The following is a 14,007-nucleotide window of genomic DNA, read 5'->3' on the forward strand; positions in this document are numbered from 1 at the left end:
CGGCCAAAATTGTTCAAAGTTTTTGCTCGTCTGGCTCTTCAAGCTCGCGGCGCAGCCAGGCTCGCGCATAGGCCCATAACCGCCGCGTCGTGCGAGGGGAGGTTTCCATAACGGCGGCCGCTTCCGATAGCGTAAGCCCCGCGAAGTAAAGGAGTTCAACGACCTGGGCGGCCCGGGCATCGATCTGTTTGAGGCGATCTAGCGCTTCATCCAGGGCAAGCAGATCTTCCCGCGGTTCCGGCAAGGCGGCGACGACGTCGTCCAGAGCCTGACGCTCCATTTCGCCTCCCCGCTTCTGGCTTTGCTTGCGGCGGGCATGGTCGATCAGGATGCGGCGGATGGCGACGGCGGCCGCCGAAAAGAAGTGCCCGCGGCTGTTCCAAGTCGGCGGCTCTTCGCCACCGAGCAAACGCAGATAGGCCTCGTGCACGAGCGCAGTCGGTTGCAGCGTATGACCAGGTTTTTCGCGATCCAAGTGGGACGAAGCCAACCGGCGTAGTTCGTCATAAACCAACGGAAACAGACGGTCGGCCGCCGCGGGGTCTCCCGATTGAAAGGCCTGGGCGGCTTGCAGAAACTCGCTCATATTCCAGCGGGTGGTAAGAATCGAATCGGGGTACGAACCTTGTTTCGCGCTAGCGTCGTGATCAAGGTTGAAGACCTCTTATTCTAAACGTCCAAACGCTCGCATTCGATGAAATTGTTTGCTGAAATATCTGCCGCAGAACTTGAGGTTCCTGCTCATGTCTCGATTCCAAGCTGGTCGGCCGTCGCCTGGTCGACTGGGTAAATCGACTCGCGGGGGAGCAGACGCTTCGCTTTGTCGTAGTCGCCTTGTTGGCGAAACTGACGCAGCTTGGCGGTCAGCGGCGTGAGGTCGACGATCTCGCGCGTCCACGTTTCGGCGAACTCGGTGATCAAGTGGCGGCCGACGCCGACTTGGATCGAGCGGTGTTCCAGCTTTTTTCCCCGCAACGAACGTTCCGGATCCCATTGCACATGCACGATCGCTTGTTGGCACAGTTGGCGCCATTCGTCTTGCGAGCGATGGATGCCGCTGTGATACGAAGTAAGAACTGCTTGCCGTAGCGCCGCGTCCCAACCGCTGCGGGCAATTCGTACCGCCAGGATGCGCGTTTGGTTCGACTTCGTCCCCCAACCGCTTCGTTCCATCAACCACAGATAAGAAGGTTTGATCCAAGTCATCCGTTGAAAGGAGAAGGGCGCCGTGAAGCGACCCGCGGCGAGCGCCGCATTGGCGATCGCATCGTTGTAGGCCTGATAGACTACGATCGTATCGCGATCGTAGTCGGCCCGGATTTGACGGTAAGAGGTCATGGTGGAAGCGGTCGCAGAGGAACAGGCGGAAACGTACTCAATTGCGCCAGCAGGAGAAGAAGCGGGCAGGGGAGGTTCGCGGTAAACCTGGAAGAGGCGATTCGAACCGGTTAGGTTTCGCGAGAAGTACTAGCTCGAGGGTGCTGTTTGAGCGGCTCGATAGGTTGAGAGGATCGAGCGTACTCGGCTAGTTGAAACCGAGGGATTGTGTGGACGGCGGTTTAACCAAAGCGACGGGCGAAGCGAAGGGAGCGCCATTGGGCGTACCAGGTTCGTTTGGCGATGTCGCAGGAAAAACGTCGTTTTCGTGATCCGTCTGGCATGGCTTTGTCCTCCGCGAATAGGATTGTCATCTCTCTTCGCATAGCGGAAAACGAATCTCGCTTTACGGGAAAAAATCGACAGAAATTCGAGTTTCTCCCCAGGACGATTGCCGCAGGAACGGACATATTTCGACTGGCGGATGCAATCATAGGGGGCGAACCGTTTATGAGGAGGATGGTTCGCTCGACCAATCGGCGCGACTGTTACGAACCGGAGTTCCAGAGATCAGGCTTCGTTTCGGCGAGGATCTCGCGAATGTTTTCCCGATCCTGCGGCGTTAGATGCGTGAACTCGGGATCGCCGTCGGTCAAGATTTTCTGCAGCCGATCGACGATGTAGCGTTTGGCGCCGTCAGGCAATTGATCGAACTGCGGAGAATAGATCATGTAGCTGCAGGGATAGCGAAACAGCCGCAAGTGCAGGTCAAGATCGCGCAAGGATCGCTCCTTGGAATCTTGGGGACCAACCGCGGCGAACTCGCGTGCGAATTGCGATGTGCCTTCCACTGGCGACGTCAGCGGGAACTCGTCGGCGAACAACATGTACCGAATCAACTTGTCGCAGGCGTTGTGGATCCGCCGCTCGGTCGTATCGCTGACGTAGTCGGCCGGTCGTTCGAGCGCCTTGTTCATCACCTGATCATGATGCTGGGCCATCCGCGATTCAAAGTTGACGAGCGTCAAATAGTTTTGCATTTGCGTCTGATGTTCCAGCACCATCAGCGCCACGATGTCGCTGTGCGAAGTCAGGTAAGGATCCGTTTTGAGACGTTCCGATAGGTCGGTCACGTTGGCGCCCGCCTCGCGATCGATCTTCTCGGGGAAGTCGCGATCCTTGGAGATGACGTTCCCCATGTGACGCATGTCGCCATGCGTGCCGGTGACGTACCAACCGCCCCAACGGTCTTCAAACGGACTGCTGTGATCGGTGGTGAAGGTGCCGGACCCATAGTGCGGCTGACCGGCCGGATTAACGAATGCCGAGCGAATAAGCCCGCCGGGGACATTTTGTGTACGGCTGGAAGCGTGACACGAGAGACACTGACCCTGATCCTGCACAAACTTCGGCTTCTTGTCCTTCTCTTGCGAGAGAGTGTAGAAGACGGCGCCTTGCTGCGGATCGGTCGTCATGATTTCGAGCACGTCGCCCCGCTGGACCCAACCGATGTAGGTCTGGTCGTTGAAGTAGAGCGCCCGCGGGCGCCGCGGCGTGATGCGCGATAGCTGAAAGCTGGTCTTCGAGTAAACCAGGACCTGCGACTCGGGCGAGATTCCTAACTCTTCCAACACCGCTTCGAGATAACCATGCTCGTCAGAATAGTTCAGCTCGGTTTTCCCGTCGTCGAGCGCTTGCTGCAACTGCGCAATCGGATCGTCTCTCAGGTTGGCGCCGTAGTTGATCGGCTCGTGCTCGAAATTCAGCTGGGCATAGCTGGGCGTCGTCATCAGCAACCAGGCGGCGATGACGGCGGAGAGAGTGAAAACGGCGGGCGAGCTGGCGTTCATGCGGCGGCAAGCGTAAAGGGAAAGAACTTCTCTATCCTTTACGGGGTAACCGCTTGGGCTCGTCAAGTCAAGCTGAGATCGGCGAGGCTATCGCCAAACCGCATGAAGTTCGAACGGATACATCTCATTTCGCCGCTTCGCATAGTCCAATCGCGAGAGATTGGCGGTCGTTACCCCCGGCGTATCAACCCGGAAGAAGTGGGGGCAAACGTCGGCGTACGCGGCCAACGGAGCGTTGACCCCTTTGGCGACGATAATTCGGAAATCGGTCGGCGCCAGATCGCAGTGCGTCAGTTGTCGCAGCGACCAGGGGGCGGTGCGGTGCGTGGTGATTTGCAGCGTGAGCCCAGTCTTAGTCTGGACGATGGCGGTCGGACTCATGTCGTATTCAGTCTTGCCGCCATGACGCGGTTGCTCTTCGGCGAAACGACCTTCATGCACCGAGATGACCTGGCATTCGACCTGCAGCGGAGCGCCATGCAAGCGATCTCGCTATTTCTATGATGTCGACGGCAACTGCCGCGCCGACTACACGCTGGGCTGGGGCCCGCTGATCGTCGGCTCGAACCATGCCGGCATCAACGCGGCGGTCGCGCGTCAGTTGGAAAAGGGGTACACCTACGGCTGCCAGCATATCGCCGAAATCGAACTGGCCGAACTGATCGTCGATTCGGTTCCCGGCGTCCAGCAGGTCATCTTCTCGAACACCGGCACCGAAGCGATTCAGTCGGCGATTCGCATTGCCCGGGCTCATACGGGCCGCGACAAGATTCTGAAGTTTGAAGGGCACAATCACGGCTGGCTGAACAACGTGCTCGTTTCGTACCGGCCGAAGATCGTAGATTCGACCTTGCCGCAAGCGACCTGCGGCGGGCAACCCGAGAGCGAATTCACCGACACGATGGTGTTGCCCTGGAACGACATCGACGCCCTCAAAGACTTCTTCCACCGACATGGGCACGAATTTGCCTGCGTGCTGACCGAGCCGGTCTTGGCCAACTCGGGCAGTTGCATGCCGCGGCCCGAGTACCTGGAGACGCTGATCGAGCTCTGTCGCGAGTATGGCGCCGTCTCAATCTTCGACGAGGTGATCACTGGTTTTCGGATCGCGCTGGGCGGAGCACGCGAGTACTTCGGCTTAGAGCCCGACCTGTCGGTCTACGGCAAGGCGCTTGCCGGCGGCTTCACGATGTCAGCGGTTGGCGGCCGGGCCGAGATGTTTGAAGTCCTCCGCGACATGCGGACGATTCACTCGGGCACGTACAACGGCACGACCTTCAACATCGTCGCCGCGATCGAGACGATTCGCGAACTACGGAAGCCAGGCACGTACGAGCGAATGAACGCTCACGGTAAAGCGATCGCCGAGACGTTGACCGCCTCGGCGGCCAAATATGGCCTGGATGCGGCGGTGAGCGGCGTGGGAACTGTTTTTTCGGTACACTTTGGCGTCAAGCAGGCGCCGCGCGACTATCGCGAGATGACCCGCACCGATATGGAAACCTATGGTCGCTTCCGAGCGGCGATGCTCGACAACGGTGTGCAACTGTTGCCCGACGCTCGCTGGTATGTCGGAACGCAGCATGACGACGCCGTTCTCGAGCATGTGATGGAAGCGATTGATGCGTCGATGAAGGAAACGATGGGATGCAGTTAATTCAATTCGGCCCGCTGGGCAAAGAAAAGCCAGGGCTGCTTACCGCCGCTGGCGTGCGGAAAGATCTCAGCTCGGTCGTTGAGCGTTATGATCGCGAGTTCTTTCAATCAGGCGGCTTGGCCAAGTTGGCCGAAGCGGCGCGTTCGCTCGATTCGTATCCCGACATCGCCGAAGACGTGCGTTGGGGAGCGCCGATCGCCCGCCCGGGCAAGGTGATCTGCGTCGGTTTGAACTATGCGGATCACGCCAAAGAGTCGGGGATGGCGATTCCGGAAGAGCCGATCATCTTCTTCAAAGGTACGAACACCGTCGTCGGGCCGTTTGACGACGTGTTGATTCCCCGGAAGAGCGAGAAGTCGGACTGGGAAGTCGAACTGGGGGTCGTGATCGGCAGAGACGCGCGCTATCTCGATAGCGTCGAGCAAGCGGCGGAGCATATCGCCGGCTACTGCATCTCGAACGACGTCTCGGAGCGTCATTTTCAACTAGAACGTGGCGGCCAGTGGGTGAAGGGGAAAAGCTGCGATACGTTCAATCCCCTCGGCCCGTTCCTGGCGACGACCGACGAGATTGCCGACGTCAGCGACCTGGCGATGACGCTCGACGTCAACGGCGAGCGCATGCAGACCGGCAATACGAAGACGATGATCTTTGATCCTTGCTTTGTGATTCACTACCTGTCGCAGTTTATGACGCTGGAAGCGGGCGACCTGATCTCGACCGGCACTCCGCCGGGCGTTGGACTGGGGATGAAGCCGCCGCGGTTTTTGAAGGCGGGAGACGTGATGACCCTATCGATCGCCGGCTTGGGGGAACAGCGTCAGGTTTGCAAGGACGCTTAAGCCTCCTTGCTAAGCGCCAACAACGACTGCGCCGCCCGAATGCGGACGTCGAGGTTGTCGTCCTCCAGCAGTTGCGTCAGGGCTGGAATCGCCGCCGAGATTTGAGCCTGCCCGCAGAACTCGGCGGCGTAGACGCGAATCGCCGGATCGGCATGGTGCAGATCGGCCTGCAGCGCTACTTTCGCGTCGGCATCGCCGCAGCGAGCCAGCGCCGCGTGAAAATAGACCAGGCATCACGCGACTCCGTATCGGCAGGAAATTCCAAAATCACTGCCAGGCAGTCGCCCACCGCGACGGCTGGCAAGACGCGACGGGTGATTAGGCGGCCGTGCTGGGTTGCGGTGACGATGGTTGGATTCTGACGCTGCGTGTTAAAGATGCGTCCAAGCTCATCTCCAGGAGCGACCCTCGCATCGATGGGCGCAGTCGCCTCGTAGTAGCCGGCGATCGGAGCGGGATAGTTGGTCTGCAGGTGTCCGCTCGCATCGCGGTCATCTTCGACAACGCAGCGGCAAGGCTCTTCCGCCTCTGCGGTCGCTGAAAGCATATTGAGCTGCGTCATGACCCGTAGGCAACCGTCGACGTAGGCGGCGACTCCAGCGCCGTAAATCGCCGGCATGGCGGCGTCGCGTGCGGCCGACAACGAGCGTCCCTCCAGACGCAAACTTGTTCCCCATACGATCGGCAGCCCAAAGGCATGAGCCATTTGACGCTGCTCTATTACCGCTTCACCGGGAACGAGCATGTAGCCGACCAGCGGCGAGATATTGAGGGCCTGACCTCCGGTATGCAAGTCAATCAGATAGTCGTCCGATTCAATCAATTCGTTGACGGCGAAAGCGATTTGCTCGGTAGGGCGACCATGCGGCGTGCCGGGAAAGACGCGGGCCAGGTCCAAACCGTCGGGGCTGTTGCGGCTGTGAATTTGGAATGCCGGCTTGTTGGCGGCGTCCGCCAATTGCAGATAGTACTGGAGCAGTTCCGACTCGGTGAACTTCATCAGGTACGGGGTCAGCACCACCAGCCCGCGACGTGCAGGTCGCCGCTCGGATGAAGCGGCGTGCAAATGGCGGATATCAAGCGAGTTGGCATACGTGCGCTGCTCTACAAAGGAGAATTCTAGCGATTGCAAAACAGACCGATCCGAAGATGGTCGGCCTGCGTCTGGTCAGGCGAAGTTGGTCAGTTGAGCTCGAAATTTTTTTGCTTTGGACGATCTCCTTGATTAACCGTCAACGGGTCGAGCTTTGACTTGCTGTTGTACTGAGCCGGCAAGATCTGTTTGCGTTGGCTGGCTGGTTGGCCCGGCTCGCTAACCGGCATGTCCTCTCCCTCGAACCCTTCGATTTGGATGTCGTACGTACCGGGCATCAGGGCGAACCGTCCTGCAACCGGAGCAGGGAAACCGACATGTCATTTTCTTTGCCGATCTTGGGGACCAGCGGCTCATCCACTTCTTCCCAGGTCGCACCGCCATCCTGCGAAATGCAACTGGCGAGATAGCCAAGGGCGTTGTCGCCGGCATGTTTGCCTCGGAACCGGGTGTAGACGTAGAGAATCGATCCATCCTTTCGCGTGACAAACGCCCCTTCCGAGTTGCGTGGATTATTGGGGCCGGTCTCCTGGACAAAAACGGTTTGGGGTGGCCCGGCCAAAGCGGCAAGGGGCAGCGACACGGCGAAAAATAGGCTTAGCGGAAGTAGGCGGGTCATAAGATTCGGCTTTCGCGAAGGTGGCGGGAGCTCGGTTTGAGGTCAGTGACGACTTGTTTTTGTCGTCAAGATATCGGCGAAAATGTCGACAGCAATACTTTTGGGCAAAAAAAGCCCACGCACTCTTGTTGGGGGCACGTGGTTGTGGTCTCTTTGGTGGATATCGGGATTGCCTTCGATTTTCCCCCGTTTAGGGCAAGCTGCTTAGAAACAGGCGTAGGTAATTGCCGGCAAAAATGTCCCGAATATCGTTGTCTGCGTACCCCCGGTTGGCCAGCGTCGTCGCCAGCTGTTGGAGGTCGGCGATCGAGTTTAAATCGTGCGGCGTTTGCTCGGTTCCGAATCCTCCATCGAGGTCGCTGCCGATGCCAACGTGACGCGTGTTGCCGGCCAACTGGCAGATGTGATCGACATGGTCGGCCGTCGCGTTCACAGAGATCGACGCTGGGGAGGTCTCGCCTCGGACCCAGCCTGGCTTGAGCATCCAGCCGTCAAACGCCATGCCGATCACCGCGCCGCGGGCAACGAGCGCACGGATCTGGTCGTCGGAGAATTGGCGATTGCCGGAGACCGAGATCCCACCACATCTCGGCCTGCTCTGGCGAGTAAATCGGATCAGCGCCTTCCATCGCCAGGATCACGCCGATTGGTTCCACATCGCTTTCAGCGGATGCGACGAGATGGGCTTGGAGTTGTGCGGCCGTGCGAATCAGTTTGATCTCGCCCAACTGGTCGAGCAGTTGATAGTAGGCGACTTGCCCCATGCCGGTCGCGTGGGCGATCGTCTGGTTGCGAAAGTCGAGATCGACGCGGGAAAAACCGTGCTCTGGGCAGACCTCTGGTTTCGAACGGGTAAGGACCGTCGCCAAGCAAACTTGGATCCCGCCTCGCTTCATTTCTGGCAGCGTCACGGTAACGTGGCCGCGCGATGGATGGTCGGTCATGTGGGCTTCATGGCGACGCATTTCTTCCAGTGATTGCGTCAGGTCGCGATTCCACTGCAGTGCATTCCAGGCCAAATCGAGGTGGGCGTCGAAGATTGGTCTCACGCATAGTCCTTCGTGTTTGAGTCGCAGGGGAAGGCAGGTATCTAGATCATGTCAGCAGGCCGCGGGCATCGACGCTGTCTTGTTCGATTCCGTCCGCCGTTTGCAGGTAGGCGTGGTTCTGCAGGTTAACGCAGGGGCAAATATGGTTGGGAATGATCGTGACTCGCTCGCCCAGTTGGGGCAGCGAATCGCAAGCGGCGAAGTCGATTTCGCCATGTTCTTCGCTAAGACGAACGATCTGTGCGTCAGGATATTCGACGACATGCCCGAAGCCCGTTTCTGGTTGCAGCACATTGCGGTCGCTGGTGAGCGTCTTGTTGCCGGCGTCGATCACGCATTTGCCGGGAACCGCAGTGCTGACGACGGTCGCGATCACCGCTGCGGCGCAGTCGTCGAGCGTGCAATAGCCGGCGCGGACCGTATTCATGTCGTTGTAGATATAGGTGCCGGGTCGGATCTCGGTTTGGCGGCGGATCATGTGGGATTGAAACGCGGTGGGCGTCGAGCCGCCGCTGACGATGTTTGCGGTCAGCCCGTGCGCTTCCCAAAGAGCGATCGTTTCGGCTAGACGCTGATCAATCTGCGTCAAAATTTCGGCCTGCTGATCGGCGGGCGCCCAGACGTGACCGGGATAGAACAGAATCCCGTCCAGCCGCAGCGATTTGCCTGCCTGGGCGACTTGCTGGGCCAGTTCTAAGGCGATCTTCGGAGTAGCGGCGCCGGTGCGAGGAAAGCCGATGTTCAGGTCAATCAGGATGCCAATTGTCGAGCCTGCCGCTTCGGCCGCCGCGGCCAAGACGCTGATCCCATACGACGAATCGACCGCCACGCGAATGGTGTGCGACTTGGCAAGCTCGGCAACGCGGCGCCGACGATCGGGATCGATCGCGGGGTAGGCGATCAGGAGGTCGTTCGACTCGGCGGCCATCACCTCCGCTTCTCCCAGTTTGGCGACCGTCAGGCCGACGCTCCCGTGTTCGATCTGCATCCGGGCCAGCCGTCGCGACTTGTGGGTCTTGGTATGGGGGCGAACCTGTAGGCCATGTTGCTTGGCGTAGCAGTGCAATCGCTGCAGGTTGTGCTCAATCGTCGGCAAATCGATCACCAGGGCCGGCGTAGCGATTAACTCCTGCCTAGCTCGTTCAAATCGGTTTGCCACGGGCGATGATCCTTTGTCGGTCGGTGAGGTTGCACCGTCATCTTCGGGAGTGAACGGGGAAGGGGAGCGGAAGTTTGTCCGCCAGCGCCAATCAGGGTAGACGATGCCGTGCCCTGATTCCACCAGCGGAGATTGCCGCAACTTGCCGTTTGTTGCCTTTACGGCGTTCTCCGAGGAGCAGAGGCGCGCACAAAAAAAATGGCGACGCCGTTCCAATGCGGCGTCGCCAGTAGCAGCAAGCGGCTGTGAAGTTACGCTACTTCGGATCGAGCTCTTTGTGGAAGAACTCGAGCGTGCGGCTCCAGGCCAACTGGGCCGCCGCTTCGTCGAAGCGCGGGGTGGTGTCGTTGTGGAAGCCGTGATTGACCTCGGGATAGACGAAGGACTCGAACGTCTTGTTGTTCTCTTTCAGCGCCTTTTCAAACGGCGGTGCGCCATCCAGGATTCGCTTGTCGAGTCCGGCGTTTTGAATCAACAACGGAGCTTTGAGCTTCCTCACGTCGGCGAGATTGGGTTGCCGCCCGTAGAACGGAACCCCAGCGTCAACCACATCCGGCAGACGGATCGCCACCTGATAGACCATGCCGCCCCCAAAGCAGAAGCCGACCACGCCCAACTTGCCGGTCGAGTCGGGCCGCGCGTCCAACCACTTCGCCGCTGCGACAAAGTCGTTGATCATTTCGCCTTGATCCCGTTTGGCCTGCATCGCCCGGCCATCGTCGTCGTTGCCGGGATAACCGCCGAGCGGCGTCAGTGCGTCGGGAGCAAACGCCAGAAAGCCGGAGACGGCCAGTCGGCGGGCGACATCTTCGATATATGGATTGAGCCCGCGATTCTCGTGAATCACAAGCACGGCGGGGAACTTGGTTCCTTGGCTTGGCTTGGCGAGCAGCCCTTTGATCGTGCCGCCGCCATCCTTCGACTCGTACGAGACCATCTCGGTTTTGATCCGCGGATCGTCCGGTTTAACTTCTTCCGCCCAGGCGTAGTTGGGGGAAAGGCTGGAGAGGAGCGACTCCACCGTCAGTCCCCCCACGGCAAAGACGCCCAGCTTGCGCACGTAGTCGCGCCGCGAAAGTCTTCCGTGGGCGTAGTCGTCGTACAGGTCGAGCACTTCCTGTTGAAACTCGGAGGCTTGCTTGCGGGTCATGGTTGTTCCTTCCAGGTGGGTGGGGCGAGTCGGTGAGGATGGCGTCGTTCGGAAAGCGGCATCCCTTTAACCTAGGGCGCCAGTCGTTGTCGGTCCGTAAGTATTCATACCTTCCGGTCGTAGGCGGCGGATCTTGGTTAGCGGCGGAAAACGCTATTTCTGGGGGCTTGGCGACCGTTTGTTCTCGTCTTAGCGAAAGTCGCGCGACTTCACCGGTAGGGCCCGCAGGCGAACCGTCATGTCTTCCAGTCGTCGTACCAGCACGTGAATGACGGTATCCTTCTTTTCGACCTTGCCGTACACAATCCAGGCCTGTGAACGTCGCGTAATCCGCCGGAACCGTTCCCAGGTCTTGTGATGCACCACCAGATTGGCGACGCCGGTTTCGTCTTCGATCGTTACAAAGGTGATCCCTTTGGCGGTGCTGGGGCGCTGCCGCAACAGCACAATGCCGGCGATTTTGACCGGGGCGTTGTTGGGCATCCGGGCTAGTTCGGCGGTCGCAGCGATCCCTAACTGCGTCAGGCCTTCGCGATGAAAGGAAAGGGGGTGGGCGCGCAGTGAGAGCCCGGTCATGCGGTAGTCGGCGTGGACTTCTTCTTCCGCCGACATCTGCGGCAAGCGAGCGACCGGTTCGGCCGGCGGCGCCAGGTCGTCGAAGAGCGTCTTCTGTCGCATCCGCGGTTCCACGCCCAGCGCGCCCCACAACGCATCGCGGCGAACGCCATTCAAACTGCGCAGCGCGTCGGCTTCGGCCAGTTGCAAAATCTGCGCCTGTGACAGCGCCGTGCGGCGGGCGAAATCGCTCAGCGAGCGGAACTCGCACGCTTGCCTAGCCGTTGAGATCGCCGTGCCCGACGCTTGCTGCAGACCGCCGATCATCCGCATGCCAAGCCGGATCGCTCCTTGTTCGATCGTGCAGTCCCAGTCGCTATGGTTCACATCGACCGGCAGCACGACGACGTCATGGTTGCGGGCATCTTGAATCAGTTGCGCCGGCGCGTAAAAGCCCATCGGTTGGCTGTTGATCACTGCGGCGCAAAAGTGGGCCGGGTAGTGAAATTTGAGCCACGCGCTGACATAGACCAGCAGCGCAAAGCTGGCGGCATGCGACTCGGGAAAGCCATATTCGCCAAAGCCGCGGATCTGATGAAAGACTCGCTCGGCAAAGTCGCCGGTTAGGCCATGCTGGGCCATCCCGTCGATCAACTTCTTGCGAAACTGGTCGATCACGCCAGGACGTCGCCAGGCGCCCATCGCGCGGCGCAACTGATCAGCCTCGCCCGGCGTAAAGCCGGCGGCGACGATCGCCAGTTGCATGCATTGCTCTTGAAAGAGCGGCACGCCGAGCGTTTTTTCCAGCACCGCTTCGATCGCGGAATTGGGATATTCAACCGCTTGTTCGCCAGATCGCCGCCGAAGATAGGGATGCACCATATCCCCTTGAATCGGCCCGGGACGCACGATGGCGACTTCGATTACCAGGTCGTAAAACTCACGCGGCCGCAACCGGGGCAGCATCGACATTTGCGCTCGCGATTCGATCTGAAAGACGCCGATCGTATCGGCGCGGCAGATCATGTCGTAAACCTGCGGATCTTCGGCCGGCACATTGGCGAGCGTATATTGTCGCTGGGTTGAACCTTCAATCAGCGTGAAGCATTTGCGAATCGCCGTCAGCATGCCGAGCGCCAGACAGTCGACCTTCAAGATGCCGAGATCGTCGAGGTCGTCCTTGTTCCACTCGACAACGGTCCGCCCTTCCATCGCCGCGTTTTCGATCGGCACTAGATCATGCAGCGGACCGCGGGTGATGACCATGCCGCCGGTATGTTGCGACAGATGCCGCGGAAAGCCGACCAACTGCTGCACCAGGTAGAGAAACTGTTGGCCGACTTCGCTGCGCCCGTCGAGCCCCGCCTCTTTGCAGCGCTGCTGAAAGTCAGTCGCCGCCCGGTAATGATCGGCGTTCTTCGCCAGGCGGTCGACCAGGTCAAGCGATAGTCCAAGCGCCTTGCCGACGTCGCGAATCGCCGAGCGGGGGCGATAGGTGATCGTCACCGCAGTGATGCCGGCCCGGTCGCGGCCATATTTTTCGTAGACGTACTGCAGCACTTCTTCGCGACGTTCATGCTCAAAGTCGACGTCAATGTCGGGCGCCTCGTCCCGTTCGCGACTAATGAACCGCTCGAACAGCACGTTGATGCGATCAGGATCGACCTCGGTCACGCCGATGCAAAAGCAAACGGCTGAGTTCGCCGCCGATCCTCGCCCCTGACACAAAATGCCGCGCGACCGGGCATACCGCATTAAGTTCCACACGGTCAGAAAGTAAGGTTCGTAATGGAGTTCTTCAATCAGCTTCAGTTCATGCTCGACCAGGCCGCGGACTTTGTCAGGGACGCCAGCCGGATAGCGCCGCGTGGCGCCTTCCCAGGTGAGTTGCCGCAAGTACTGAATCGGAGTCATGCCCTGCGGCGCCAGTTCCTCTGGATATTCGTACCGCAACTCATCCAGGCGAAAAGTACAGGCGTCGGCGATCTCCAGCGTTCGCTCGACCGCTTCTGGCAGCCTGGCGAAGAGTTGGGTGATCGTGTCGCGGCTGCGTAGATGATGTTCGCCGCTGGTTTGCAGGTATTGACCCGCCAACGCCACGGTCGTCCGATGGCGAATGGCGGTTATTACATCGTGCAGCGGTTTGCGCTGGGGCGAATGAAAGAGGGCCCCGCCGGCGGCGACTAGCGGCAAGTTTGTCTGTTGCGAAAGTTGGATCAGCCAATCGATGCGATCTTCGTCATGCGGACCGCGGAACAGTTCGGCCAGCAGGTAGGCCGATTTTCCGAAGATCTCGCGATACGGGAAGATCTCCTCTGGCGAAAGGCGTTCATGTTCGGCAGGCGGGACGACGCCTGCCAACAGGCCAGCGGTATGCGCGGCGATATCGGCGAGCGTCAGGTGGCATTCTCCTTTGGGCGCCCGACATCGGCCCAGGGTGATCAGCCGGCAGAGATTGGCGTAGCCGCCGCGGTCTTTCGCCCACAGGACGACCGGCGGAGCGTCGACCGGCATAATCTCGCTGCCGATCAAAATTTTTAGACCCTGCTCTTTGGCGGCGGTGTTGGCGCGGACGACTCCGGCCAGCGTGTTGCGGTCAGTGATCGCCAGCGCCGCGTACCCCAACTCTTGGGCCGTCGTTACCTGTTCGTCAGGATGCGAGGCCGCTTCGAGGAAGGAAAAGTTGGTGCGACAATGGAGCTCGGCGTAACGCATG

Annotated in this window: 15 protein-coding genes; 2 read left to right on the forward strand and 13 right to left on the reverse strand. The window is 59.7% G+C overall.

Annotated features, from left to right (window positions below):
* Nucleotides 1–13 precede the first annotated feature (13 nt).
* The 4 genes from Enr8_RS06015 to Enr8_RS06030 form a co-directional block, all read right to left on the reverse strand.
* Complete coding sequence (locus Enr8_RS06015) at nt 14–586, reverse strand: ECF-type sigma factor (protein ID WP_146429676.1); 573 nt, start codon at nt 584–586, stop codon at nt 14–16.
* Nucleotides 587–741: 155 nt separating this feature from the next.
* On the reverse strand, nt 742–1,338 hold the full coding sequence (locus Enr8_RS06020) for a DUF4291 domain-containing protein (RefSeq protein ID WP_146429677.1): 597 nt from the start codon (nt 1,336–1,338) through the stop codon (nt 742–744).
* A gap of 527 nt (nt 1,339–1,865) precedes the next feature.
* Nucleotides 1,866–3,167 (reverse strand): hypothetical protein, encoded by a 1,302-nt coding sequence (locus Enr8_RS06025; RefSeq protein ID WP_146429678.1) that lies wholly within the window; start codon nt 3,165–3,167, stop codon nt 1,866–1,868.
* Nucleotides 3,168–3,254: 87 nt separating this feature from the next.
* A complete protein-coding gene (locus Enr8_RS06030) occupies nt 3,255–3,650 on the reverse strand; it encodes an MlrC C-terminal domain-containing protein (protein ID WP_146429679.1) in 396 nt (131 codons plus the stop codon).
* Between Enr8_RS06030 and Enr8_RS06035 the strand changes: the two genes are divergently transcribed.
* Both Enr8_RS06035 and Enr8_RS06040 read left to right on the forward strand, forming a co-directional pair.
* The gene (locus Enr8_RS06035) at nt 3,613–4,824 is read left to right on the forward strand and encodes an aspartate aminotransferase family protein (protein WP_146429680.1); all 1,212 of its coding nucleotides are present in this window, start codon (nt 3,613–3,615) and stop codon (nt 4,822–4,824) included. The genes Enr8_RS06030 and Enr8_RS06035 overlap by 38 nt on opposite strands.
* Complete coding sequence (locus tag Enr8_RS06040; protein ID WP_146429681.1) at nt 4,815–5,666, forward strand: fumarylacetoacetate hydrolase family protein; 852 nt, start codon at nt 4,815–4,817, stop codon at nt 5,664–5,666. The genes Enr8_RS06035 and Enr8_RS06040 overlap by 10 nt, the downstream gene beginning before the upstream one ends.
* Here the strand turns inward: Enr8_RS06040 and Enr8_RS26585 are convergent.
* From Enr8_RS26585 to Enr8_RS06080, 9 genes are all read right to left on the reverse strand, one after another.
* The gene (locus Enr8_RS26585) at nt 5,663–5,896 is read right to left on the reverse strand and encodes a HEAT repeat domain-containing protein (protein WP_146430002.1); all 234 of its coding nucleotides are present in this window, start codon (nt 5,894–5,896) and stop codon (nt 5,663–5,665) included. The two genes, Enr8_RS06040 and Enr8_RS26585, sit on opposite strands and share 4 nt — an antisense overlap.
* Complete coding sequence (locus Enr8_RS06050; RefSeq protein ID WP_146429682.1) at nt 5,842–6,798, reverse strand: succinylglutamate desuccinylase/aspartoacylase domain-containing protein; 957 nt, start codon at nt 6,796–6,798, stop codon at nt 5,842–5,844. The genes Enr8_RS26585 and Enr8_RS06050 overlap by 55 nt, the downstream gene beginning before the upstream one ends.
* Before the next feature lie 50 nt (nt 6,799–6,848).
* Nucleotides 6,849–7,037 (reverse strand): hypothetical protein, encoded by a 189-nt coding sequence (locus Enr8_RS06055; RefSeq protein WP_146429683.1) that lies wholly within the window; start codon nt 7,035–7,037, stop codon nt 6,849–6,851.
* Entirely contained in the window at nt 7,037–7,378 is a 342-nt protein-coding gene (locus Enr8_RS06060) for a sialidase family protein (RefSeq protein WP_146429684.1), read from the reverse strand. The genes Enr8_RS06055 and Enr8_RS06060 overlap by 1 nt, the downstream gene beginning before the upstream one ends.
* A 190-nt stretch (nt 7,379–7,568) precedes the next feature.
* The gene (locus tag Enr8_RS25745) at nt 7,569–7,880 is read right to left on the reverse strand and encodes a membrane dipeptidase (RefSeq protein WP_246119957.1); all 312 of its coding nucleotides are present in this window, start codon (nt 7,878–7,880) and stop codon (nt 7,569–7,571) included.
* The gene (locus Enr8_RS25750; protein ID WP_222434800.1) at nt 7,870–8,427 is read right to left on the reverse strand and encodes a membrane dipeptidase; all 558 of its coding nucleotides are present in this window, start codon (nt 8,425–8,427) and stop codon (nt 7,870–7,872) included. Before Enr8_RS25750 ends, Enr8_RS25745 begins: the two co-directional genes overlap by 11 nt.
* 46 nt (nt 8,428–8,473) lie before the next feature.
* Entirely contained in the window at nt 8,474–9,586 is a 1,113-nt protein-coding gene (locus tag Enr8_RS06070) for an alanine racemase (RefSeq protein WP_146429685.1), read from the reverse strand.
* Between the two features lie 256 nt (nt 9,587–9,842).
* The gene (locus Enr8_RS06075) at nt 9,843–10,736 is read right to left on the reverse strand and encodes a dienelactone hydrolase family protein (RefSeq protein WP_146429686.1); all 894 of its coding nucleotides are present in this window, start codon (nt 10,734–10,736) and stop codon (nt 9,843–9,845) included.
* A 189-nt stretch (nt 10,737–10,925) separates the two neighbouring features.
* Nucleotides 10,926–14,006, reverse strand: coding sequence for an error-prone DNA polymerase (locus Enr8_RS06080; protein WP_146429687.1), 3,081 nt, complete (start codon nt 14,004–14,006; stop codon nt 10,926–10,928).
* Nucleotide 14,007: the final 1 nt, after the last annotated feature.

Source organism: Blastopirellula retiformator (genome assembly GCF_007859755.1).
Lineage (GTDB): Bacteria > Planctomycetota > Planctomycetia > Pirellulales > Pirellulaceae > Blastopirellula > Blastopirellula retiformator.